Annotated in this window: 19 protein-coding genes and 1 pseudogene; 14 read left to right on the top strand and 6 right to left on the bottom strand. The window is 65.9% G+C overall.

What is annotated here, in order from left to right:
* Positions 1 to 61: 61 nt before the first annotated feature.
* The gene (locus OHB49_RS29210) at positions 62 to 700 is read right to left on the bottom strand and encodes an HD domain-containing protein (protein WP_329163990.1); all 639 of its coding nucleotides are present in this window, start codon (positions 698 to 700) and stop codon (positions 62 to 64) included.
* Between the two features lie 137 nt (positions 701 to 837).
* Between OHB49_RS29210 and OHB49_RS29205 the strand changes: the two genes are divergently transcribed.
* The gene (locus OHB49_RS29205; protein WP_329163989.1) at positions 838 to 1,809 is read left to right on the top strand and encodes a GlxA family transcriptional regulator; all 972 of its coding nucleotides are present in this window, start codon (positions 838 to 840) and stop codon (positions 1,807 to 1,809) included.
* A gap of 1,017 nt (positions 1,810 to 2,826) precedes the next feature.
* Here the strand turns inward: OHB49_RS29205 and OHB49_RS29200 are convergent.
* A complete protein-coding gene (locus OHB49_RS29200) occupies positions 2,827 to 3,435 on the bottom strand; it encodes a hypothetical protein (RefSeq protein WP_329163988.1) in 609 nt (202 codons plus the stop codon).
* 370 nt (positions 3,436 to 3,805) lie between these two features.
* Positions 3,806 to 4,696: a LysR family transcriptional regulator gene (locus tag OHB49_RS29195; protein ID WP_329163987.1), complete on the bottom strand. Its 891-nt coding sequence runs from the start codon at positions 4,694 to 4,696 to the stop codon at positions 3,806 to 3,808.
* Positions 4,697 to 4,828: 132 nt separating this feature from the next.
* Between OHB49_RS29195 and OHB49_RS29190 the strand changes: the two genes are divergently transcribed.
* The 11 genes and pseudogenes from OHB49_RS29190 (at position 4,829) to OHB49_RS29130 (ending at position 16,852) form a co-directional block, all read left to right on the top strand.
* Positions 4,829 to 5,290, top strand: a complete 462-nt coding sequence (locus tag OHB49_RS29190) for a hypothetical protein (protein ID WP_329163986.1) — start codon at positions 4,829 to 4,831, stop codon at positions 5,288 to 5,290.
* Positions 5,291 to 5,380: 90 nt separating this feature from the next.
* Positions 5,381 to 5,752: pseudogene (locus OHB49_RS29185) on the top strand (nuclear transport factor 2 family protein); the annotation flags it as partial.
* A 377-nt stretch (positions 5,753 to 6,129) separates the two neighbouring features.
* Positions 6,130 to 7,188: a zinc-dependent alcohol dehydrogenase family protein gene (locus OHB49_RS29180; RefSeq protein WP_329163985.1), complete on the top strand. Its 1,059-nt coding sequence runs from the start codon at positions 6,130 to 6,132 to the stop codon at positions 7,186 to 7,188.
* Between the two features lie 334 nt (positions 7,189 to 7,522).
* Entirely contained in the window at positions 7,523 to 7,852 is a 330-nt protein-coding gene (locus OHB49_RS29175) for a hypothetical protein (RefSeq protein WP_329163984.1), read from the top strand.
* A 1,821-nt stretch (positions 7,853 to 9,673) separates the two neighbouring features.
* Entirely contained in the window at positions 9,674 to 10,438 is a 765-nt protein-coding gene (gene snpA, locus OHB49_RS29170) for a snapalysin (protein ID WP_329163983.1), read from the top strand.
* A 528-nt stretch (positions 10,439 to 10,966) separates the two neighbouring features.
* Positions 10,967 to 11,068, top strand: a complete 102-nt coding sequence (locus tag OHB49_RS29165) for a GntR family transcriptional regulator (RefSeq protein ID WP_329163982.1) — start codon at positions 10,967 to 10,969, stop codon at positions 11,066 to 11,068.
* Positions 11,069 to 11,932: 864 nt separating this feature from the next.
* Positions 11,933 to 12,415: a 2'-5' RNA ligase family protein gene (locus tag OHB49_RS29150; protein ID WP_329163981.1), complete on the top strand. Its 483-nt coding sequence runs from the start codon at positions 11,933 to 11,935 to the stop codon at positions 12,413 to 12,415.
* Positions 12,416 to 12,962: 547 nt separating this feature from the next.
* Positions 12,963 to 13,472, top strand: coding sequence for a helix-turn-helix domain-containing protein (locus tag OHB49_RS29145; RefSeq protein WP_329166297.1), 510 nt, complete (start codon positions 12,963 to 12,965; stop codon positions 13,470 to 13,472).
* A complete protein-coding gene (locus OHB49_RS29140; protein ID WP_329166298.1) occupies positions 13,358 to 13,996 on the top strand; it encodes an IS630 family transposase in 639 nt (212 codons plus the stop codon). Before OHB49_RS29145 ends, OHB49_RS29140 begins: the two co-directional genes overlap by 115 nt.
* Positions 13,997 to 14,076: 80 nt before the next feature.
* Positions 14,077 to 15,342: an IS701 family transposase gene (locus OHB49_RS29135; protein WP_329163980.1), complete on the top strand. Its 1,266-nt coding sequence runs from the start codon at positions 14,077 to 14,079 to the stop codon at positions 15,340 to 15,342.
* Between the two features lie 160 nt (positions 15,343 to 15,502).
* Complete coding sequence (locus tag OHB49_RS29130; protein ID WP_329163978.1) at positions 15,503 to 16,852, top strand: IS630 family transposase; 1,350 nt, start codon at positions 15,503 to 15,505, stop codon at positions 16,850 to 16,852.
* A 24-nt stretch (positions 16,853 to 16,876) separates the two neighbouring features.
* Here the strand turns inward: OHB49_RS29130 and OHB49_RS29125 are convergent, their stop codons facing one another.
* On the bottom strand, positions 16,877 to 17,998 hold the full coding sequence (locus OHB49_RS29125) for an IS630 family transposase (protein ID WP_329163979.1): 1,122 nt from the start codon (positions 17,996 to 17,998) through the stop codon (positions 16,877 to 16,879).
* 62 nt (positions 17,999 to 18,060) lie between these two features.
* The gene (locus OHB49_RS29120; RefSeq protein WP_329163978.1) at positions 18,061 to 19,410 is read right to left on the bottom strand and encodes an IS630 family transposase; all 1,350 of its coding nucleotides are present in this window, start codon (positions 19,408 to 19,410) and stop codon (positions 18,061 to 18,063) included.
* Between the two features lie 147 nt (positions 19,411 to 19,557).
* Between OHB49_RS29120 and OHB49_RS29115 the strand changes: the two genes are divergently transcribed.
* Positions 19,558 to 20,286 carry a class I SAM-dependent methyltransferase gene (locus OHB49_RS29115; RefSeq protein WP_329163977.1) on the top strand — a complete coding sequence of 243 codons (729 nt, stop codon included), beginning with the start codon at positions 19,558 to 19,560 and terminating at the stop codon, positions 20,284 to 20,286.
* Between the two features lie 171 nt (positions 20,287 to 20,457).
* Here the strand turns inward: OHB49_RS29115 and OHB49_RS29110 are convergent, their stop codons facing one another.
* On the bottom strand, positions 20,458 to 21,807 hold the full coding sequence (locus OHB49_RS29110; RefSeq protein ID WP_329163976.1) for an IS630 family transposase: 1,350 nt from the start codon (positions 21,805 to 21,807) through the stop codon (positions 20,458 to 20,460).
* A 142-nt stretch (positions 21,808 to 21,949) separates the two neighbouring features.
* Here OHB49_RS29110 and OHB49_RS29105 point away from each other — a divergent pair, with 142 nt between their 5' ends.
* The gene (locus tag OHB49_RS29105) at positions 21,950 to 22,537 is read left to right on the top strand and encodes a flavoprotein (protein WP_329163975.1); all 588 of its coding nucleotides are present in this window, start codon (positions 21,950 to 21,952) and stop codon (positions 22,535 to 22,537) included.
* Positions 22,538 to 22,607: the final 70 nt, after the last annotated feature.

The raw sequence follows: 22,607 nt of genomic DNA, 5'->3' as shown, positions 1-22,607 counted from the left end.
CGACGGCCGGGGGCGAGGACGACTCGCATGTTTCCTCACCTTGTCTTTCATGGCTCGCTGATCAGCTCGGCCAGGGCGCGCCGATGATGCGCTCGACCGTGGTTGTGCGACGGAAGCCGGGAACAAAGTGCTCCAGCACATCTGCATTCACGGTTCCGTTCGTGGTCTCCGGTCGGTGCTTGAGTCCGTCGACGAAGGCCTGCAGGAACTCGTTCTTGAAGTCGCCCCGTGGATGGACGTCGGTGATCTCTTCCACCTGTACCCGATCCAACTCGTCCAGCCCCAAGCCGAGCACGTCGGTCAGAACACCGAGATTCGTGATGGCGATCTCCGGGCCCATCCGGCCGGGAATTCCCGGCGTCGTGTGCAGCGCGATAGCCGTCCAGACCACGTCGGCGGCGGCGGCCGGGAAACCGCGGTCGAGCATGAACTTGCGCGCATGGTCGGCTCCATCGACCTCGAAGCGCTGCTCCACATCGGAAAATGGCGTCAAGAGGCCGGTGTCGTGGAACATGGCGGACAGGTAGAGCAGCTCCGGGTTGGGCTGCAAGCCGATCCTGCGAGCATGAATGACGCCGAAGACGAAAACACGCCGGGAGTGATGGTAGATGAGGGGACTGGTCATCTTCTGAATGAGGCGGGTGGCTTCGGCGACCGCCTCTGTTTCAGGAATCTCTACCCCTGCGATGATCTCAGTCATGACCTCTGCGCTTTCCGGTATCGGTGTGTTAGGAATGGACGGTGCGCCCGTCTTCCACACTGCCGACCACCGGGCCCTCGGCGCCACCTCGGTCCCGCCATGAGTCACCTGAATCCGGACAGGCCGGGAACGGGGGCGTGGGCTCCGCCACGCATCGGGTCGTGATCCTCGTCTATGACGGGGTCACACTGCTGGACGTCGCCGGCCCCGCGGAGGTGTTCGCGGAAGCGAACCGGTTCGGTGCCGACTACCGGATCGTGCTGGCGTCACCGACCGGCACCGACGTCACCTCGTCCATCGGGATCCGGATCGCGGTCGACGCCGCCGCCTCGCAGCTTGCTCCCGACACCTTCCTGGTGGCCGGCGCAGACCTCTACCCGCGCAGCCCTGTCGCCCGTGACCTGGTCGAGGCCACCCGGACCCTGGCGCTCCGGGCCGACCGGGTCGCGTCCATCTGCACCGGAGCATTCGTCCTCGGCGCCGCCGGTCTCCTGGACGGCAAGCGTGCGACCACGCACTGGAAGGTCGCGCAGGAACTCGCCGCCCGGTGCCGGTCCAGCCACATCGAACCTGATGCGATCTATGTACGTGACGGCACCACGTACACCTCGGCGGGCGTGACCGCCGGCATCGACCTGGCGCTGGCACTCGTCGAGGAGGATCACGGCCCTGATCTGACCCGCGATGTCGCCCGCGCCCTGGTGGTCTATTTGCAGCGTTCGGGCGGCCAGTCACAGTTCTCCGCCCCACTGCAAGGACCGCCACCTCGATCTCCGGTCATCCGCAGGATCACCGACTTGGTGACGGCTGATCCCGCGGGAAATCACTCACTCGGTGAGCTCGCCAAGCACATCAATGTGAGCCCCCGGCATCTCACGCGGCTCTTTCACGACGAACTGTCCACCACGCCGGCCCGGTACGTGGAGATGATCCGGTTCGACCTGGCAAAAGCTCTGCTCGACCAAGGGCACACCGCAACGCAGGTGGCATCCCTTGCGGGATTCCCGAGTTACGAGAGTATGCGGAGAGTTTTCGTGAGGAAAATGTCGATCAGCCCAGCCGCCTTTCAGCGCCGCTTCAGCACAGCGCACCGCGCCGACACGGGGTAGCAGCGGGCGAAGTCCCTGAACCACGCCCGGGAGTGCGGGTGGACCAGCCCGACGCTCCGCAAGGTCGTCTTCTTCATGTTTCACCAGCCCAGAGGCTGGAGTGAACTGAATTGTCCCGTCAGCGGCGCGCCGGGGCCTCAGAAGCCCCAGGCACGTTATGGCTCGACGGGGACGATTCGCGTAGGAGTGCTGCGAGTTGGCAACCATCATCTCGTACGGCACCGACCCAGCTCCCGCGGCGCCTTCGCGTACATTTTCTCATGCTTCGACTCCTCTTCACTTGTTTCCCCTCGCGCGGCCGTGTGGTGCCCGGCGAGCGGCCGCCGGAGGCAACTCCTGAGCCATGACTGGTTGAATCCGGAAGATCCTTCCGCGCGACATCCACGAGGAGAACGCGCAAGGTGTTAGGAGCGGGGGGTTCAACCCGGAGTTACACGGAGTTGCTTCTGCCGGTCCCGCCCCTACGTCAGCGTCACGCCGGAGCCGCGGTGGTTATGGCCCGCCGCTCACGTCGGCACGCGACTGGGATCGCAAGCACAGTGCCGAAAAGGAGAAGACCATGAGAGGAAAGATCGCCCTGAGTGCCGCTGCGACAGTTGCGCTTGTCGGAGGGACGGCCGCGATCACCGTCGAGCCGGCTTCCGCTGCCCCGAACGAGAATTGTCGGGTGGTAGCAAGTAGCCTGACCGGAGAGAACTTCGCCCCCAATGGGACGTTCGCAGTCTCGCCTACCGGGACGATGGTGCGCTCTTCCTCTGACGGCCGCATCGGACCGACCACCGTTACGGGGGCGGGCAACTTCTCCGTAGGTTCCACGGCCTGCACCGGGGCGGCAGCGACATCGACAGGAAGCACATCAGCTACAGCCGCCGCCACAGCTGCCGGAACGAGTGCAGCACAAGCGGCGATACGTAGAGGTGCCTCCCCGCAAGCTGCGAAGGCACAAGGCATAGCAGCGGCACAAAGCACGGCGAGAAGCCTTGGGTTGCCGCAGACGCTGATAACCCAAGTCGTCAATCAGACAACCACCAACATGACCCAAATCATGAATTCCAGCGTCATCAATGCCCCCGTCAATGCGGGGACTGGGCCGGTTACGCAACCGACCACCACCACGGGCACGCCCACCACCACGACCGGCACGCCGACCACCACGACCGGCACGCCGACCACGACGACCGGCACGCCGACCACCACGACCGGCACGCCCACCACCACGACCGGCACGCCCACCACCACCACGGGCACGCCGACCACCACCACCGGCACCCCCACCACCACCACGGGCACGCCGACCACCACGACGGGCACGCCGACCACCACAACTGGCACGCCGACCACGACGACCGGCACGCCGACCACCACAACTGGCACGCCGACCACGACGACCGGCACCCCCACCACCACGACGGGCACGCCGACCACCACAACTGGCACGCCGACCACGACGACCGGCACCCCCACCATCACAACTGGCACGCCGACCACGACGACCGGCACGCCGACCACCACCACCGGCACCCCCACCACCACGACCGGCACGCCGACCACCACCACCCCCACCACCACGACCGGCACGCCGACCACCACCACCGGCACCCCCACCACCAACCAGTGATGGAGCAAGCGCCGTGTAGGCACTCCGCTGGATCGTGAGCCTCGATCGGTCATGAGCCCCCATCGGTTTCTCGATGGGGGCTCATGTGCCTGCGTGGTCCTCTCCGGAGCCCGTCAATGTCAGGTGGAGTCGGCTGCCCGCGGCCTTGCAGGTCACAATTCGCGTGGGCCGGGAGCTTCGTCGTGTCCCAGCCGTACGCTGTCGGCCGCTGGTTGCCATTGCTGTGACCGTTCAGGTCCGCCGTGTTGCAGACGTTGCAGAGACAATCGCTCCTGGGATGCCTCGTGGCCTGCCATCAGGTCCCGGCCGCACCATGCCTCGACACACCGTCAGACGTCCACCCGACCGACAACGTGACAACGCCCTCCGAGGCGATGCTCACTCTCGCCAGAGGAACTCGTGCGCCATCGCGATCATGGCGCGTGCCGCAGCACCGGGCGTGCGCTCGGACGGAGCGGCCAGGGAAAACTGCCATTCCAGGTCGGCGTCCTCGACGGTCAGCGTGGCGACGTCCTGTCCCTTGCCGAGGGCGACCCGTGGCAGCAGCGCCACGCCCAGGCCGTTTCGGACGTAGGCCACGCCGGTGGTGAGGTCGGTGATCTCGATCGCGACGCGATGGGGAACGGAGGCAGCGGCGAAGGCCCGGTCGGCAACGGTCCGGTTGCTGTAGCCCGCAGGGAAGTCGACGAAGTCCAGGCCTGCCAGTTCGGTGATCGGCACGGTGCGGCGTTTCGCGAGCGGATGGGCGGCCGGCACGACGAGGTCGAGCACCGAGGAAGCGAGGGCGGTCAGCGTGATGCCTGTCGGGCGCGGTCCGGGCCCCGAAACGAAGGCGAGGTCGAGCCGACGTTCGAGGAGGGCTTCGACCAGGCCCTGGGAGCCGGAGGGGGCGGCGCTGGTCTGCAGGAACACGCCGGGATGACGCCGGTGGAATTCACCGAGGAACACGGGAAGGTCGATGACCCCAACCGTGGCTATCGCGCCCAGTCGCAGTGTGCCGCGCAGTCCGCCGCGGACCTCGCCCACCGCGTCTGCGGCCTCCCGGGCGGCGTCGAGAGCGGCATGGGCGCGCGGTAGCAGGGCAGCACCGGCATCGGTGAGCAGCACGCCTTTGGGGGTGCGTTCCAGCAGCGGAGTGCGGAGTTCTCGCTCGAGGTTCTTGATCGTGGTGGAGACCGCGGACTGGACGACGTGCAGCCGTGCGGCGGCACGGGTGAAGTTCGCTTCCTCGGCGACGGCGACGAAATACTCGAGCTGGCGCAGTTCCACCCTCCGAGTATCCCTCAGCGGGCCCCCGAGGTATCTATCAGAGAGATGGCGGCAGTCTCCGACTTTCGTTGGACAGCACCTGTTGCGGCCAGCGATTCTGTTGGAAGTTCAACCGACACAGGAGGCTGCAAGATGACCTACAAGACGCCACCGACATATCTGGGCAGCGGCGACCCCGCGCGGCAGCGAAAGGACTACTACCCCCCTTGGCTGGACAATCTGGCCGACGATGTGACGCTGGAGGCCGGGGTCTTCAACGGGACCATCCACGGAGCCAAGGACGTTTTCGCGATACTGTCCTACGCACGCACTCTGTACGAATTCCAGGACTTCATCTACATAGGTGAGTACGGAGAGAACGGCTTCGTCGAGGACTACGCAGCGACGGTGGACGGTAGGCCGATCGCCAACATCGCTGTCGTCTATAAGAACGAAGAGGGGAAGACGCAACATCTTGTGATGAACCACCGTCCGCTGCCGATGCTCCAGTACTTCTCCCGGAAGCTGGGCGAGCACTTCGCCGGGACAGAGTACGCAAAGTACTGTGCCGACCCGTCGGCGGGTACCGACCCGTCGGATGCCGACCGCGGCTGAACGGACTCCAACTCATTTCTGCTGCGATCCGGAGGAAACGTGTCGCACAATCAGGCAATCGTGGACGCTTGCTGACGCGCATATTCCGGATTCGAGAAGAATGATTCCTCGGACCTGATGGACCTGATGTCGCCCGAGGTGATTTTCGACTTCCCCACCTCCCTGCCTTACGGCGGGACATTCCATAGGCCTGAAGGCTTTCTCGCCTTCTACCGGGATATCTACGATCACCACCACGAGACCTTCAACTACGACGCACACACAGTGCTCGATTCCGGGTCGCACGTGGTCGTTCCCGTCAGGGCCAGGGCGAAGGTGAAGACCGGCCGCACCCTGGAGAACGAACACTGTCTGCTGTTCACCGTGAACGACGGGCTGATCGTCGAGGCCCGACTGTACGCGGACACCGCCAAGGGGCGTGACTCGATCGACGGCCTCCAGGTGTCCCCGGAGGCCTCCTGAGCCCAGAACCGGCGCAGCGGGCAATTCGCGCCACGCGGCATTGTCCGCCGCCGAGAATCTTTCCGGGGCCGGGCGTAGCGTGAAATGGCGGATTCAAAATCTGAACCAGAGTGGTGCGCTGCGGCGACCTGTCCTGATCACGGACCTCAGTAGGCCGCACGAACCCAGCACGCTTACATGATCATACCGAGCGAGTCGGCAAAGGCCCAGAGGGACCCGACGCCGACGACACTCTGTGCACGGGCCGGTTCCATCGAGAAGGAAGGGTCCGGAGCCTGGGCGCCGACGAGGATGCCGGCACCAGAATCGTTTTTGTCCAGAACGCCCGCCGAGTTCGTCGGGCGCTGAGAGGCGAAAGGTCACTGATGCCTCAATCCATGCGCGCGCTCGTAGCCGGAAAGGTCGGCGAGCCTACCGATGTCCTGCGGCTGGAATCCTGTCCTGTTCCCACGCCAGAAGCCGGTCAGGCGTTGATCCGCGTGAAGGCTACTCCGGTTCACGCCAGCGATCTGCACGTACTGCGTGGCCGATACGGTTTCTTCCCCGAGTTTCCCACTGTCGGTGGTCACATGGAATGCGTGGGCCGTATTGAGGCCCTGGGCCCGGATACCGAGGGGCTAAAGATCGGCGAGCGTGTGGTGGTCGCTGCCGTACCGGCGGTACCCGGGCCGCATGTGGCCGGCACTTGGCAGGAATACCTTGTCGCCGATACACGAAGGCTCCTGCCGGTTCCCGACCATCTGAGCGACTCCGACGCCTGTCAACTCGCCGTCAACCCGTTGACCGCGCTGCTCCTCCTGACTCGCGAACTCGATGTACAGCCGGGTGAATGGTTGTTGCAGACGGCCGCGGGCTCCACCGTCGGCCGGCTCGTCATTCAGCTGGCCAGGCATCTGGGTATTCGCACGATCAATGTCGTGCGGCGGCGCGACGCCGTTGAGGAGATCAAAGCGCTTGGTGGTGACGAGGTCATTTGCACTGAGGACGAGGACCTGTTGCCGCGTGTGGCTGAGATCGCGGGACCGGCCGGCGTGCACAAGGCCATCGACTGTGTCGCGGGCCACGTGGGTGCCCAGGTATCACAGGCGTTGGCTCCGGGAGGAGAGCTCGTGGTCTACGGCGCGCTCTCCACCCACCGGCAGACCGACCCGGCAGCGCTGACGATCCCGCTGCAGGCACGCTCGGTCATCTACGAGACCAAAGCAGTCCGTGGCTTCTGGCTGAACCGCTGGTTCGGCACTGCCTCACCTGAGGATGCCTTGCGCGCGCTGTCCGAGGTTCGCAGTCTCGTCGCCGATGGAGTGCTGAGCATCCCCCAGGGCCAGCCGTTCCCACTCGAACGCTTCACTGAAGCCATCGCGCTCGCCGAAACACCCGCACGTGGCGCCAAGCCATTCTTCGTCTTCGAAGACGGCCGGGACAACGACGACAGGTAGGACGCGGCCCCTGCCGTTGCTGGCGGCGTGCGGCGGCGGGGCAAGGCCGACAACGCCCGCGGCGTCGCCCAGCCCAGGCAGACCGCACCGCTCGTCAGCCGGACAGGGGCACCAGGCCGGCGTCCGCAATCAGGTTCGGCTCGCCGAACACGTTATTTCGTTCGACTCGTCAGGGCCGCTCCCAGCAGGAGCCGGCCCCTTGCTAGGAACGCTGGAAGATGACTGACAAGACGAAACCGATGTATCTGGGCAGCGGCGACCCGGCGCGGCAGCGCACGGACTATTACCCCCTTGGCTGGACAACCTTGCGGCCGATGTGACGATGGAGGGCTCGGTGCTGAACGGGGTCGTGCGGGGAGCGGAGGACGTTCGCACGGTGCTGTCCTATGCGCGCACTCTGTACGAGTACCAGGACTTCATCCACATCGGCGGGTACGGAGAGAACGACTTCGTCGAGGACTACACGTCGACGGTGGGCGGTGAGCCGATCGCAAACATCGCTGTCGTCTACAGGAACGCAAAGGGACAGACGCAACATCTCGTGGTGAACCACCGTCCGCTGCCGTCGGTCCTGCTCTTCTCTCGGCTGTTGGGCGAGCACTTTGCTGGGACGCGGTACGCCCAGTACTTCGCTGCCCCGTCGGTCGATGCAGACCGTGGCTGAAGAGGAGCTTTCATGCCCACGACATGACGGGGCCTCATGGTCTCCGGAACCGCTGACGTCCTCCGGGACACCGTTGATGGCGCACGTCTCGGAGCGGTCGGAGTGAACGGGCCACGTCCCCCAGGCCTCGGGGCCGCTGGCATAGAACACGGTTTGACGTGCATGACACAGGGCGAGGTTCTATGGCCAGGGCAAACCAGCGGGGCACTGTACATCGGTTCAGGACAGCACCCCGCGTGCCACAAAGGCTTTGAAGTCTGGCCTCATCTTTATCAGGTCGATCGCAGAGAGTCCGGCACCAGAGGTTCAGCCTGAGACGACTTCGTTCTTGGCTCGCTGAGATTCAGCCTGTTCCGGCACTGTCCGCCTCTGTTCGTGTCAGCTGTTGATATCAGGCATCACCGACCTGCTTGGCCCTGAACCACGCCCGCTCCACACTCGGTGCGCCGGCGCCCGGCCGGGGGCAGCCGGGGCGGAGACAGAGGCAGCCCGCGGCCGGGGGCGGCGGCGCGTGCCACGCTTGCGCGGCGCCTTGAACCCGTAGAGAAGGTTTCTACTCACTCCACCAACATGGGGTTGTCTTGTCTCGGTTGATGCTTGACGTTGTGGCTTCACTTGATGCTTGACACCGCTTGCCTCGGCTTGGCTGTGTGCGTCTGACAGGCGTGTGCAGGGAGGGCCGGGGCCGTGCTGGTGGAGTTGAGCGTGGTCGAGCAGCGGTATCACGCGGCCATGGAGGTCGCTGCGGGGGTTCCGGTCACTCAAGTCGGGGCCCGGGATTCGTACTTGAGCACCGAGGAGTGCACCGAACCACCTCGACACCCCACGCCACCGTCCACCGCCTCGTGGTCGACCGGACACCGGTCGATGCCCATCGGTCGGCGGCGGGGCGCCGATCGCGTGCAGCGTCGCTGCATCTCCCGCAACAATCTCCACCACCGCCGGCCCAGGCTTCGACACGAGCACAGCATCGATGTCTCCCATGCCGTACGAGACGGGCCTCGCCAGGCTGGAGTTACGCCGCAGGCCACAGTTCACCCAGCCGCGTTGCCGGGTCCGTGCGGGCCAACTGCATCAAGGTAGTGGGACGCATACGCAGCAACCCGGCGGTCAGCGGCTTTCGGACGTCAGCCCGACCACTGCCTACGACTGGGCACGCACCTCGTTTGCGTGGCTGACGACAGCCCGGCCCGCATGGTCCCGAAGCCACTGGGTGCGGCGGACACGCTGCTGGAGGCGGGCGAGGAACCGACCGACCTCCCCCACGCCGCTCGCCGGGCTGCACGGCGGGCCCGGCTCCCATCCTGATCAGGACTGAGCGGCGGCTCAGCGGTGAGGGATGCCGCCCAGCGCCGAGGGTGACTCTCCGGGGGGCGACTCGGGGCCCGTGGAGCGCGAAAGAAGCGGAAGCCCATATTTTATGACGTCGGTCACAGCGCCCCGGCAACCGACCGGCGTACTTAGTAGACGCGACATGGCGGATATCTAAGGATTTGTCCGTTTTGACCCGGATGCAGATCTCGCCGCGTGCCCCGGAATTCCGCCCGGCCGGCCTGCACGCCCGCTGCCCCGTGGCGTAAGGCTTCTGACGTCGCGACAGCTTTCCCTCCCGCCGCCATGTGCGGACTGGAGACCCGCGCACTGCCCTGGCGAGGTCCTGGGACCTACGAGGCGACTTAGTGACGGGACCCTTTGCGCTCCCTGTCGAGCCGTTCTAAGAATGGCGACCCACAGGACGTCGCTGCAGTTCGGAACCGGTGTTCACGCAGAGTCGACGCGCACCGGGCGCTCGGCGTCACCGAGTGAGTAGGAGCCCCCCACATGAAGTCGTCCCGAACGTCCGCGAGACTCCTCGCCCTCGCTCTCGGCCTGGGTCTGGCCTCCAGCGCGCTGGGCGCAGCGGTGCCGGCGAGCGCCCAGACGGCCGCCACCCCGTCCGCTTCCGCCGGTACCTCCGTGGAGCGGTACCACGGGTCGGTTCAGGAGGCCGCGAACAACAACGCGTTCTTCGAGGCTGTGCTCAAATCGGTCGCCGAGAAGCGCGCCGCCCAGCCCAACGCGCAGGCGGTGACCGTCTACTACAACGCCTCCCAGGCACCGAGCTTCCGTTCGCAGATATCGAACGCGGCCTCGATCTGGAACAGCTCCGAGTCCAACGTCAAGCTCCAGGAAGCTTCGAGCGGTGCCGACTTCTCCTACCACGAGGGCAACTACTCGCGCGGTTCCTACGCCTCCAGCAACGGCCACGGAAGCGGCGACATCTTCCTTGACTACGCCCAGAACCAGCAGAACGACTCGGTCCGCGTCGTCACCCACGAGACCGGGCACGTGCTGGGCCTGCCGGACGACTACAGCGGGCCGTGCAGTGAGCTGATGTCGGGCGGCGGCCCCGGCCCGTCCTGCACCAACCGCTACCCGAACGCCACCGAGCGCTCGCGTGTCGACCAGCTGTGGGCCACCGGACTCGCGCAGACCCCGGGCACGGTGAACCAGCCCGCTGACCACCTGCGCCCTGCACCGCCGGTACGGACCGTGGCGCCGGGCCACGGTCCGGGGCGTCCGCTCCACAGCACGCCCTGGAGATGATTGCGTTCCCAAGTGGGAAGCGGCTCACTGTCGAGGATGGCTTGAGCCACATGCTCAAGACGGTCGTCTGAGCACTCTTGCAGGCTGGCTGACAGACGCTGGTGCTTCGTATGGCCGTCCTGGGAGAGCCGGGAGATGAAGCCAACCGCCCACTGGTTGGTGACCTTGAACGTGGCCAAGAGGGCCGGGTTGGTCGCGAACACTGCCAGCCCGGCCACGATCAGCAGAAGCAGGCTCTCTCGCCACCCACCCGCGCCCAAATAAGCACCCCCGAGGTGGGGATAGCGGGCCGATGCTCGCTTGCGCAAGACGCCGAACGCGTCCCATCTGCCGGTACGCAGGCGGTGCCGAATCGAACCCGCATATGGCGGATGTCAAAGATCACCCGACGCCAAGCCGTCAACCATCAACTGAGATTCGACACCATCAACATGGGCTGTTGGCGCGTGATCGTCACCTGTCGGTGGTCAGCCTCGACGGCTACGCCGGTGCGAGCGGGATGATGACATCAGGGCGCCGTGCCACGGGATGGGACCAAAGCCGGCGCGGGTGTACCGCACGATTCGCGAGTGGGTTGCGTCGGGGAAGTTGCAGCCCGGCGAGAAGCTGCCCTCTGAGCGCAGCCTATAGAAAGACCTCTGCACCCGGGCGGCAGTCTCCACCGTCAGCCGGTTCTCCTGCTGCTCGGCCCACGCCGCGCGTTCCAGCTCAATCAGCACACAAGGCCGCCCCGGAGACGATCAAATACAACGGGTACGCGCGGCGCATAGTGCTGGAGGAGATGGAGTCCCGGCTCGACGGCAGCGGGCTGCGGCGCTGGCTGACCAACTCGGGCTGCTCGCTGCATAGTTCGAACCCATGAGCGAGGGGCAGGATTCCTGCCCCTCGTTTGCTGTGCCCGCTCGTACCGTCAGTGAACTGCCGACGAGACAACCGGGGACACCATGACCGTGAGGGATTTACCGCCGGTCAACGAGCTCACCGAGCAGCAGCGCCGAGGATGGCGTTGCGTCTGGTGCCGGCACCCCCTCACGCTGGGCGACGACATCGACCTCGGAGAGCAGCGCGCCCGGCCGACCAACGGGGCCGCGTACTCATGGTTCCCTCGCGCCTGCGCCGATACCGAGGCGTGCACGGAGCGGGCCGAGAAGCGGTCCGCTGCACCGGGGGCGGGGGTGAGGTCCGCCCGATGCGATCTCCCGCCCGTACCCGAGGCCGGTTGGTGGTCGGGGCGCGGGCGGATCCACTGATCATGGATTCGGCCACGCGTACGAGATCCACCCCATCCGCGGCGCTGGCGGGCGATCACCGGAGCCACCTCGTCGCCCTGGTCCGCTCCGGCGCAAGGTTCGAAAACGGCATATCGTCGAACGCACGGAGACCGGCGCCGCATGAATCCGGTGGCGCAACCGCCTCGCCGTCCGAGATCATCTAGCCGTGTCTCATGACGAGTCAGAACGTTACCGAGCAGGTCGGACCGCCTTGCTGGCAACCGTGACAGAGGCCGAGCCGCTGGTCGAGCACTGGCGACGCCGATTTGATTCCTCCGCATCGGCCGGGATTCCCGCCCACGTGACGGTGCTCTTCCCGTTCCTCGACGTCGATCTCATCAGCACCGCGGTCATCAGTGACCTCAGGACTCTGATCGGCGAGCACAGCCCCTTCACGGTCCAGTTCGACGAATGCCGCCGCTTCCCCGACGTGCTTTACCTCGCTCCGACGCCGGACCAGCCGCTTCGTGCGCTGACCGAGACCATAGCGGCGCGATGGCCGGAGGCGCCGCCCTACGGGGGACAGTTCGCCGAGGTAATCCCGCACCTGACCGTCGCCCACGGGCAGCAGTCCCACGTCTTCGACGAGGTCGAGGCGGAACTGGCCAAGCGGCTCCCCGCCACAGCAACGATCTCATCAGTGAGCTTATTCGTGAGCGACGGAGAAAACTGGCGGCACCACGGGGAGTTCTCGATGCTCGGGTGAGCGTGCAACACCAGACACGTTTCCTGTCCCTCCATCGAGTGATCAGCAGTGCTCGCCGTCTGACGACGTGGCCCCTATGCGACCCCGATCATGGAATAGGCCCCCCGGTCCGTGTGGACCGGGGGGCCTATTCAGGCTCTCACCTGCGGTTTCCTACTGTGGGCGCGGACGGTTTCGAACCGCCGACATCTGCTTTGTAAGTTCAGCCGGACAGTTGTCATACCTGCCCTCGCCACGCCAGTCGGCGCTGCCGGTGGCCGTCCGATGCTGTCACTGTGCGCCGTCGTTGATGTCAGCTGTGGATGTCAGGCTGCCCCTCGATGCGAACTGCTGGCACGACGCTAATTGAGGGCTGTCAGCCTGTCCACGTGGGCTCTAGTGCTGGATTCCGCTTTCAGTGGGTATACATGCTGGTGGCGGGGTTGTTTGGGGTAATCGGGGTGGGTGGTTCGGGGTGGTGTTGCGGGCGCGACAGAGCCGTGATTCGGGTGAGGGATCGGTGGTGCGGCGGTTAGCTCGAGCGCGGAAGGCGCCGGCGGACTTGGTGATGCGGGCGCGGATGGTCGAGCTGAGCTGGGCCGGGTCTCGGGTGCCCGCGATCGCCTCTGAACTGGGTTGTAGCCAGAAGACGGTGCGGTGTTGGCTGCACCGTTTCAACCGGTACGGTCTCGAGGGTCTGGAGGATCTGGGCGGGCAGGGCCGCAAGCGGCGGATCACCGAACTCGAGCGGTCGAGGATCATCGCCCTGGTCAGGCAGCCCCCGCCGGGCAGACTGATGGTCCAGCCGGGCGGGGATCTCGAGGCCATGGACGAGGCCGGACCGCCGGAGTGGACCCTGGACGCGTTGGCCGGTCGGGCAAGGGAACTGGGGATTGAGGTGGGTCGCTCGCAGGTCCGCAGAATCCTGCTGGCCGAGGGCGTCAGATGGCGCCGCACGCGTTCCTGGATCCGTTCCAAGGATCCGGATTTCGAGGGAAAAGGACGCGGGTCGTCGGCCTCTACACCTGCCCGCCCGAGGACGCGACGGTCGTCTGCGTCGACGAACTCGGGCCGGTGATCCCGCGTACTTTCCCGCCGGCGCCGGGCTGGTCGCCGGACGGACACCGCATCAAAGCTGAGCTGGAGTACAGCCGCGGACCGGAGAAGACCTGGGTCTACGGCGGCTTGCGTGTCACGGACGGGCAGCAGGTCACCATGACCGCGTCCTCCCGCAACAGTGCCTTCTACCAGCGGTTCTTGCGGAAGCTGGAGGAAGCTAACCCGGCGGGCGACATCTACGTGGTCACCGACAACCTGTCCTCCCACAACAGCCTGTCGACCCGGACCTGGCTCGAGGACCACCCGCGTATCCGACACGTCTTCATACCCGTCGGCGCGTGCTGGCTCAACCTCCAGGAAGGCTGGTGGCGCATCTTCCGCAAGGCCGCCCTCGCCGGACAGACCTTCGCCGGCCCGGACGAAATCACCCAGGCCACCGAACTCGCGACAGCCCAGCTCAACGCCCGTGCCAGGCCATGGATCTGGGGCAGACCAGCACCACCCACCCGCCGCTTACGTCGCCGATATGTGTACTGCCTTTGAGGAACTCAGCACTAGTAGGGCTTGGTCAGGTCGGCTGTGGTGGTGCGTGTCCTTTGGGTTCGGTGTGGCGTTGAGTGTGTGTGACACCGGATGAAATTGCTTCTGTACGTGTTGAGTTGGAAGACTTCGCGGCGGAGATTTTCGAGCCGTTCGCGCGCGGTGATCAGCGTCGGTGGGGGCAGGTCTACCTGCGTGGACTGCTCACCGACGGGCGGCGTAAGTCGGTGGAGCCGATGGCAGCGCGACTCGGGGAGGACGGGAACCGCCAGGCCATGGCCCATTTCGTGACCACCAGCCCGTGGGATCCAGCCCATGTGCGGGCCCGGCTGGCGTGGATGATGGAGGCAGCGATCCGGCCGACTGCCGTGGTCTTCAACGACACGGGGTTCCTCAAGGACGGGGATGCCTCGGCGTGTGTGTCGCGGCAGTACACCGGGACCGCGGGCAAGGTCACCAACTGCCAGGTGGGCGTTTCCCTGCACCTGGCCTCGGACCACGCGTCGGCGGCGGTCGACTGGCGGCTGTTCCTGCCGAAGACCTGGGACCCCGGATCCACGCAGGCCGATGCAGGCAAGGTCGCCCGCCGCGCCGCGTGTGGCATCCCCGACGGCCTCGGACATGTCGAGAAATGGCAGCTCGCCCTCGACATGCTGGATGAGACCCGCTCCTGGGGGATCGAGGTCCCCCTGGCCATCGCGGACGCCGGTTACGGCGATGCGACGGCCTTCCGGCTCGGTCTGCAAGACCGGGGCCTGAACTACGTGGTGGGAATCTCCAGCACGCTGTCCGCCCAGCCCGGCGAGGCAGTACCCGTGACCGAGCCCTACCGCGGGACAGGACGGCCGCCGGTGCCGACGTACCCGGACACGCCACAGTCGGTGAAACAGCTGGTCATCGCGGCAGGCCGGAAGGCAGCCAAGCCCGTGCAATGGCGGGAGGGCTCCCGCCTGGGCAAAGGCCGGTCCGGCCTCAGGCGGATGTACTCGCGGTTCGTCGTCCTGCGGATCCGGCCCGCCGGGCGCGAGATCGTCCGCGCGACCGGCGGCCCGGTACTGCCCGAGTGCTGGCTGCTGGCCGAGTGGCCCGCCGGCGAAGCCGAGCCGGTCCAGTTCTGGCTGTCCGACCTGCCCTCCGGCATGCCCCTGACCACGCTCGTGCGCCTCGCCAAGCTCCGCTGGCGCATCGAGCACGACTACCGCGAGATGAAACAGGCCCTCGGCCTGGCCCACTTCGAAGGCCGCACCTGGAACGGCTGGCACCACCATGTCACCCTCGTCTCCGCCGCCCACGTCTTCTGCACCCTGCAACGACTGGCCAGAGCCCCAAAAGAAATGGCGCCGGCTTGAGCCTCTACGAGGTCGTCCGCGAGCTACAGCTACTGCTCGCAACCTGGACCGGCGCCTGTCCCACCTGCCACCGCGACATACCAAACGTCATACCGACCTGACCAAGCCCTACTAGTGTGATGCGCCAGAAAAGGCGGTCTTAAGTCTGTAGGCTGTTTTTATGTCGCATCGAGGCCCTCGTGCTGTCGAAGTCGTGCTGTCCGCTGAGGAGCGTGCGGAGTTGCTGCGCTGGTCGGGTGGCGGGGCGCCGGCCCGTGTGGCGGAGCGGGCGCGGATCATCCTGGCCTGTGCGGACGGGGCGTCAAATACCGCTGTGGCGGCGGACTGTGGGGTGTCCGTGGAGACGGTGCGCAAGTGGCGTTCGCGGTTCGTGGCCCGGCGGCTGGTGGGTCTGGCGGATGAGCCGCGGCCGGGCCGGCGCAAGCCGGGCCTGGTGCTCAGCGAAGCCGAGCGGGCGGAGCTGACGCGCTGGGCGCGGCGGGCGAAGACCGCGCAGTTCCTGGCCCTGCGCGCGAAGATCGTGCTGCGGTGTGCGGAGGGCGGGACGAACAAGGAGGTCGCGGCCGAACTCGGCATCGCCCACGCGACGGTGAACCGCTGGCGCTCCAGGTTCATCACCCTGCGTCTGGACGGGCTGACGGACGAGCCCCGCCCCGGCAGGCCGCCCTCGGTCCTGCTCGACCAGGTCGAGGACGTACTCGTGGCGACTCTGGAGTCCGTCCCGGGCAAGGACACGCACTGGTCGCGTGCCTCGATGGCGAAGCACAGTGGGCTGTCGAAATCGACCGTCGGGCGGATCTGGAAGAAGTTCGACCTCAAGCCCCACCTGCAGGACTCCTTCAAACTGTCCACCGATCCGCAGTTCGTCGCGAAGGTCGTCGACGTCGTCGGCCTCTACCACCATCCGCCGGAGAAGGCGGTGGTTCTCTGCGTCGATGAAAAGAGCCAGATCCAGGCACTGGACCGCTCGCAGCCGGTACTGCCGATGATGCCGGGCATGCCCGAACGCCGCACCCACGACTACTACCGGCATGGGATCACCAGCCTGTTCGCCGCCTTCAACATCGCCGACGGCACTGTCATATCGGAACTGCACCGCCGCCACCGCGCCATCGAGTTCAAGAAGTTCCTGATCCGGATCGACAAGGCTGTGCCCACCGGACTCGACGTCCACCTGGTCTGTGACAATTACGCCACCCACAACACCGCCGAGATCAAGACGTGGCTGGGTAAACACCCCCGCTTCCACGTCCACTTCACCCCGACCGGCTCTTCCTGGATGAACCAGGTCGAGCGGTGGTTCGGCCTGCTGACCGACAAACTCATCCGCCGCGGCGTCCACACCTCCGTGACAGCCCTGGAGAAGGACATCACCGCCTGGATCGACACCTGGAACGAGAACCCGAAGCCGTTCACCTGGGCCAAGACCGCCGACGAGATCCTCAAGTCCCTCGCCGACTACCTCACCAAAATCAGCCCACCCAGCATCGAAAACCAGAAGCAGACTTAAGACCGCCTTTTCTGGCGCATCACACTAGTGTCCTGCGCCGGAGATCCGTCGGCAGAAGCGGGCGAGGGAGTCGAGGATCTCCTCGGCCGTCTTGGTCCAGATGAACGGTGTTGGGTTTTCGTTCCACTCCTTGACCCACGCACGGATGTCGGCTTCCAGGGAACGCACGCTTTTGTGTGCACCGCGGCGGATCTTCTGGTCGGCGAGGAAGCCGAACCACCTCTCCACCTGGTTGATCCAGGACGCACCGGTGGGGGTGAAGTGCAGGTGGAATCGGGGGTGTTTGGCCAGCCATGCCTTGATGACCGGTGTCTTGTGGGTGCCGTAATTGTCACAGATCAGGTGGACCTGGAGGTGCCCAGGAACCTCCTTCTCGATCTTGATGAGGAACTTCTTGAACTCCGCTGCCCGGTGCCGACGGTGCAGCGAGGTGATGACTTCGCCGGTCGCGACGTCGAAGGCCGCGAAAAGGGTGGTCAGGCCATTACGGATGTAGTCATGGGTGCGACGCTCGGGCATGCCCGGCATCATCGGCAGCACCGGCTGGGACCGGTCCAGCGCCTGGATCTGCGACTTCTCGTCCACCGACAGCACCACCGCCCCTTCGGGTGGATTGAAGTACAGCCCGACCACGTCGTAGACCTTCTCCACGAACAAGGGGTCCGTCGACAGTTTGAAGGTGTCCGTCAGATGAGGCTTGAGATGGAACTTCCGCCAGATTCGGCCCACAGTCGACTTCGACAGCCCACTGCGGTCGGCCATCGACTTGCGCGACCAGTGGGTGGCGTTCTTCGGCATCTCCTCCAACGTGCTGACCACGACCGCCTCCACCTGGTCGACGCTGATGGTGGGCGGCCGGCCCGGCCGGGGCTCGTCCACCAACCCGCCCAGCCGGCCGGCCAGGAACCGCCGACGCCACTTGCGGACCGTATCCGCCGCTACCCGAAGATCCCGCGCCACCACAACAATCGGCGGAACGTCAGAGCCTGCACACGCCAGCACGATCCGCGCCCGTAACGCCACTGCCTGCGCAGACGTCGCCCGCCGGGCCCAACGCTCCAACACCGCACGCTCGTCAGCGGACAACAACAACGGTTCCAGCTTCGGACCACGACGCGGTGCGGACGCACCCACAGAAACACCCATACAGGAACTAACGACGGATCTCCGGCGCAGGACACTAGTGTGATGCGCCAGAAAAGGCGGTCTTAAGTCTGCTTCTGGTTTTCGATGCTGGGTGGGCTGATTTTGGTGAGGTAGTCGGCGAGGGACTTGAGGATCTCGTCGGCGGTCTTGGCCCAGGTGAACGGCTTCGGGTTCTCGTTCCAGGTGTCGATCCAGGCGGTGATGTCCTTCTCCAGGGCTGTCACGGAGGTGTGGACGCCGCGGCGGATGAGTTTGTCGGTCAGCAGGCCGAACCACCGCTCGACCTGGTTCATCCAGGAAGAGCCGGTCGGGGTGAAGTGGACGTGGAAGCGGGGGTGTTTACCCAGCCACGTCTTGATCTCGGCGGTGTTGTGGGTGGCGTAATTGTCACAGACCAGGTGGACGTCGAGTCCGGTGGGCACAGCCTTGTCGATCCGGATCAGGAACTTCTTGAACTCGATGGCGCGGTGGCGGCGGTGCAGTTCCGATATGACAGTGCCGTCGGCGATGTTGAAGGCGGCGAACAGGCTGGTGATCCCATGCCGGTAGTAGTCGTGGGTGCGGCGTTCGGGCATGCCCGGCATCATCGGCAGTACCGGCTGCGAGCGGTCCAGTGCCTGGATCTGGCTCTTTTCATCGACGCAGAGAACCACCGCCTTCTCCGGCGGATGGTGGTAGAGGCCGACGACGTCGACGACCTTCGCGACGAACTGCGGATCGGTGGACAGTTTGAAGGAGTCCTGCAGGTGGGGCTTGAGGTCGAACTTCTTCCAGATCCGCCCGACGGTCGATTTCGACAGCCCACTGTGCTTCGCCATCGAGGCACGCGACCAGTGCGTGTCCTTGCCCGGGACGGACTCCAGAGTCGCCACGAGTACGTCCTCGACCTGGTCGAGCAGGACCGAGGGCGGCCTGCCGGGGCGGGGCTCGTCCGTCAGCCCGTCCAGACGCAGGGTGATGAACCTGGAGCGCCAGCGGTTCACCGTCGCGTGGGCGATGCCGAGTTCGGCCGCGACCTCCTTGTTCGTCCCGCCCTCCGCACACCGCAGCACGATCTTCGCGCGCAGGGCCAGGAACTGCGCGGTCTTCGCCCGCCGCGCCCAGCGCGTCAGCTCCGCCCGCTCGGCTTCGCTGAGCACCAGGCCCGGCTTGCGCCGGCCCGGCCGCGGCTCATCCGCCAGACCCACCAGCCGCCGGGCCACGAACCGCGAACGCCACTTGCGCACCGTCTCCACGGACACCCCACAGTCCGCCGCCACAGCGGTATTTGACGCCCCGTCCGCACAGGCCAGGATGATCCGCGCCCGCTCCGCCACACGGGCCGGCGCCCCGCCACCCGACCAGCGCAGCAACTCCGCACGCTCCTCAGCGGACAGCACGACTTCGACAGCACGAGGGCCTCGATGCGACATAAAAACAGCCTACAGACTTAAGACCGCCTTTTCTGGCGCATCACACTAGTGCTGCACCGCACAAGTTCGTGGAGGGCCCGGACCCTGTTTCATAAGGCTGCGAACGAGCATGATTGGTGGCCAGGCTCTGTGGTAGGGGAGGATCGCGTGACGATCAGTGACTACGATGCGTGCGCCGAGGAGTACGCGGCTGCGGTGGCCCGGCGGGAGCTGGGCGAGGTGGATGGCGATCCATTCGGCCTATTGCCACGCCTGCTCGATGGGCTGGGGGGCATCACTGGTTGCCGTGTGCTGGACGCTGGGTGCGGCGAGGGTTATCTCGCCAGGGCGTTGGCAGCCCGTGGGGCTCGTGTCACCGGAGTCGATCTCGCACCGCGCCTGATCGACATGGCTCGCGACAGAGACTCGGAGGGCGGCATCGAGTACCGGGTGGGCGATCTGAGCCGGCCGCTGCCCGATGATGCCGAGTGCTTCGACGCTGTCGCCAGCTACCTGGTCCTCAATGACGTTCAGGACTATCGCGGCTTCGCCACCACGCTTGCCGCTGTGCTTAAGCCAGGCGGCAGGCTAGCCCTCGCGTTCAACAACCCCTACGGCGCCGTCATCCGCCAACACGTCACCGACTATTTCGACTCGGGCGCGGTCAGCCCCTACCGCAGTATGTGGACGGAGGGGATCAAGACCTACCACCATCACCGCACGCTGGAGGACTACCTTGACGCGTTCCTTGCCACCGGTCTCCGGCTGACGAAGTTGACCGATATCCCTGCCCTGGCCGACGCCCAAGGAGCAGGTTCCCTCCTGCCGGACGGCGTCCGTTTCCCGCGTTTCATGCTCCTGACGTTCGTCAAGCAGGCACTCAGCCCGCTGCCTTGAGTGGGGCAGCACCCTGGTAGGTCCAACCGTGTGCACGCTCCCTCCGGTCGGCAGGCGATCGCCGCGTCGCCTGCTTCATCGCCTGCGGCCTTTACCTCGACACCCCAACGCCTGCCCCCTCCACGAACTTGCGCGGTGCAGCACTAGTGTGATGCGCCAGAAAAGCCGGTCTTAAGTCTGCTGCTGGTTTTCGGTGCTGGGTGGGCTGATTTTGGTGAGGTAGTCGGCGAGGGACTTGAGGATCTCGTCGGCGGTCTTGGTCCAGGTGAACGGCTTCGGGTTCTCGTTCCAGGTGTCGATCCAGGCGGTGATGTCCTTCTCCAGGGCTTTCACGGAGGTGTGGACGCCGCGGCGGATGAGTTTGTCGGTCAGCAGGCCGAACCACCGCTCGACCTGGTTCATCCAGGAAGAGCCGGTCGGGGTGAAGTGGACGTGGAAGCGGGGGTGTTTACCCAGCCACGTCTTGATCTCGGCGGTGTTGTGGGTGGCGTAATTGTCACAGACCAGGTGGACGTCGAGTCCGGTGGGCACGGCCTTGTCGATCCGGATCAGGAACTTCTTGAACTCGATGGCGCGGTGGCGGCGGTGCAGTTCCGATATGACGGTGCCGTCGGCGATGTTGAAGGCGGCGAACAGGCTGGTGATCCCGTGCCGGTAGTAGTCGTGGGTGCGGCGTTCGGGCATGCCCGGCATCATCGGCAGTACCGGCTGCGAGCGGTCCAGTGCCTGAATCTGGCTCTTTTCATCGACGCAGAGAACCACCGCCTTCTCCGGCGGATGGTGGTAGAGGCCGACGACGTCGACGACCTTGGCGACGAACTGCGGGTCGGTGGACAGTTTGAAGGAGTCCTGCAGGTGGGGCTTGAGGTCGAACTTCTTCCAGATCCGCCCGACGGTCGATTTCGACAGCCCACTGTGCTTCGCCATCGAGGCACGCGACCAGTGCGTGTCCTTGCCCGGGACGGACTCCAGAGTCGCCACAAGTACGTCCTCGACCTGGTCGAGCAGGACCGAGGGCGGCCTGCCGGGGCGGGGCTCGTCCGTCAGTCCGTCCAGACGCAGGGTGATGAACCTGGAGCGCCAGCGGTTCACCGTCGCATGGGCGATGCCGAGTTCGGCCGCGACCTCCTTGTTCGTCCCGCCCTCCGCACACCGCAGCACGATCTTCGCGCGCAGTGCCAGGAACTGCGCGGTCTTCGCCCGCCGCGCCCAGCGCGTCAGCTCCGCCCGCTCGGCTTCGCTGAGCACCAGGTCCGGCTTGCGCCGACCCGGCCGCGTCTCATCCGCCAGACCCGCCAGCCCCCGGGCCACGAACCGCGAACGCCACTTGCGCACCGTCTCCACGGACACCCCACAGTCCGCCGCCGCACCGGTATTTGACGCCCCGTCCGCACAGGCCAGGATGATCCGCGCGCGCTCCGCCACACGGGCCGGCACCCCGCCACCCGCCCAGCGCAGCAGCTCCGCACGCTCCTCAGCGGACAGCACGACTTCGACAGCACGAGGGCCTCGATGCGACATAAAAACAGCCTACAGACTTAAGACCGGCTTTTCTGGCGCATCACACTAGGGGCCATCGGCGGTTGTTGATAGTCGCTGTGGTTGCGGTACTTCTCTGCTGTACTGCTGGCCCTGGGAAGGACGGATACGGGGCGGTGGAACGGTGAGCGTGGGCAGTCGCGGAGTGCTGGCAGTCGTAGGCACGGCAGCCGATGGAATCGAGACGCTGCGCACCGGACTGGTCGAGCCAACCGTCGCCCTCGGCTGGCAGGTAGCCGTGACCCTGACGCCGAATGCCGGCCGATGGCTGAGGGCGAACGGCGAGTTGGACCGGCTGGAGGCACTGACCGGCCTTCCGGTGCGGGACACACCTCGTCTGCCGACTGAGCCCCGCCCCCACCCTGTCGCCGACTGCTACGTCGTCGCCCCCGCGAGTGCGAACTTCATCGCCAAGCTCGCGACGGGCATCGCCGACAACCAAGCCCTGACGCAGGTGAGCGAGGCGCTCGGCACGACCGGCGTCCCCGTCGTGGTGTTCCCCCGGGTCAACGCAGCTCATGCAAGACATCCGGCATGGCAAGGGCACATCGAGTCGCTGCGGAAGGCTGACGTGGATCTCGTCTACGGCCCTGACATCTGGCCACTGTATGAACCTCGCGAGGGCCCAGAAGTTCGAGAGCTGCCCTGGACCACGATCATGGAGTCCATCCCGAAGGTAGCGACCGATGCTTCTCGCCGGTTTGCGGTGTGATCGTGCCGTGCAGGTACGGCGAGCGCTTGTCAGGGCCTGCCGGTCATGAGCAGTCGAAGCCGGTGAAGAC

This window comes from Streptomyces sp. NBC_01717, from assembly GCF_036248255.1.
Taxonomy (GTDB): Bacteria; Actinomycetota; Actinomycetes; order Streptomycetales; family Streptomycetaceae; genus Streptomyces.
The sequence above is the reverse complement of the archived record's forward strand: the minus strand, read 5'-3'. Positions and strand labels throughout refer to the sequence as shown.

Bases quoted from the DNA above. Each gene is read 5' to 3' on its own strand.
- OHB49_RS29210 (WP_329163990.1), bottom strand. From the start codon at position 700: ATGACTGAGATCATCGCAGGGGTAGAGATTCCTGAAACAGAGGCGGTC.
- OHB49_RS29190 (WP_329163986.1), top strand. From the start codon at position 4,829: ATGACCTACAAGACGCCACCGACATATCTGGGCAGCGGCGACCCCGCG.
- OHB49_RS29180 (WP_329163985.1), top strand. From the start codon at position 6,130: ATGCGCGCGCTCGTAGCCGGAAAGGTCGGCGAGCCTACCGATGTCCTG.
- snpA (WP_329163983.1), top strand. From the start codon at position 9,674: ATGAAGTCGTCCCGAACGTCCGCGAGACTCCTCGCCCTCGCTCTCGGC.
- OHB49_RS29165 (WP_329163982.1), top strand. From the start codon at position 10,967: ATGGGACCAAAGCCGGCGCGGGTGTACCGCACGATTCGCGAGTGGGTT.
- OHB49_RS29145 (WP_329166297.1), top strand. From the start codon at position 12,963: ATGCGGGCGCGGATGGTCGAGCTGAGCTGGGCCGGGTCTCGGGTGCCC.
- OHB49_RS29130 (WP_329163978.1), top strand. From the start codon at position 15,503: ATGTCGCATCGAGGCCCTCGTGCTGTCGAAGTCGTGCTGTCCGCTGAG.
- OHB49_RS29125 (WP_329163979.1), bottom strand. From the start codon at position 17,998: ATGGGTGTTTCTGTGGGTGCGTCCGCACCGCGTCGTGGTCCGAAGCTG.
- OHB49_RS29120 (WP_329163978.1), bottom strand. From the start codon at position 19,410: ATGTCGCATCGAGGCCCTCGTGCTGTCGAAGTCGTGCTGTCCGCTGAG.
- OHB49_RS29110 (WP_329163976.1), bottom strand. From the start codon at position 21,807: ATGTCGCATCGAGGCCCTCGTGCTGTCGAAGTCGTGCTGTCCGCTGAG.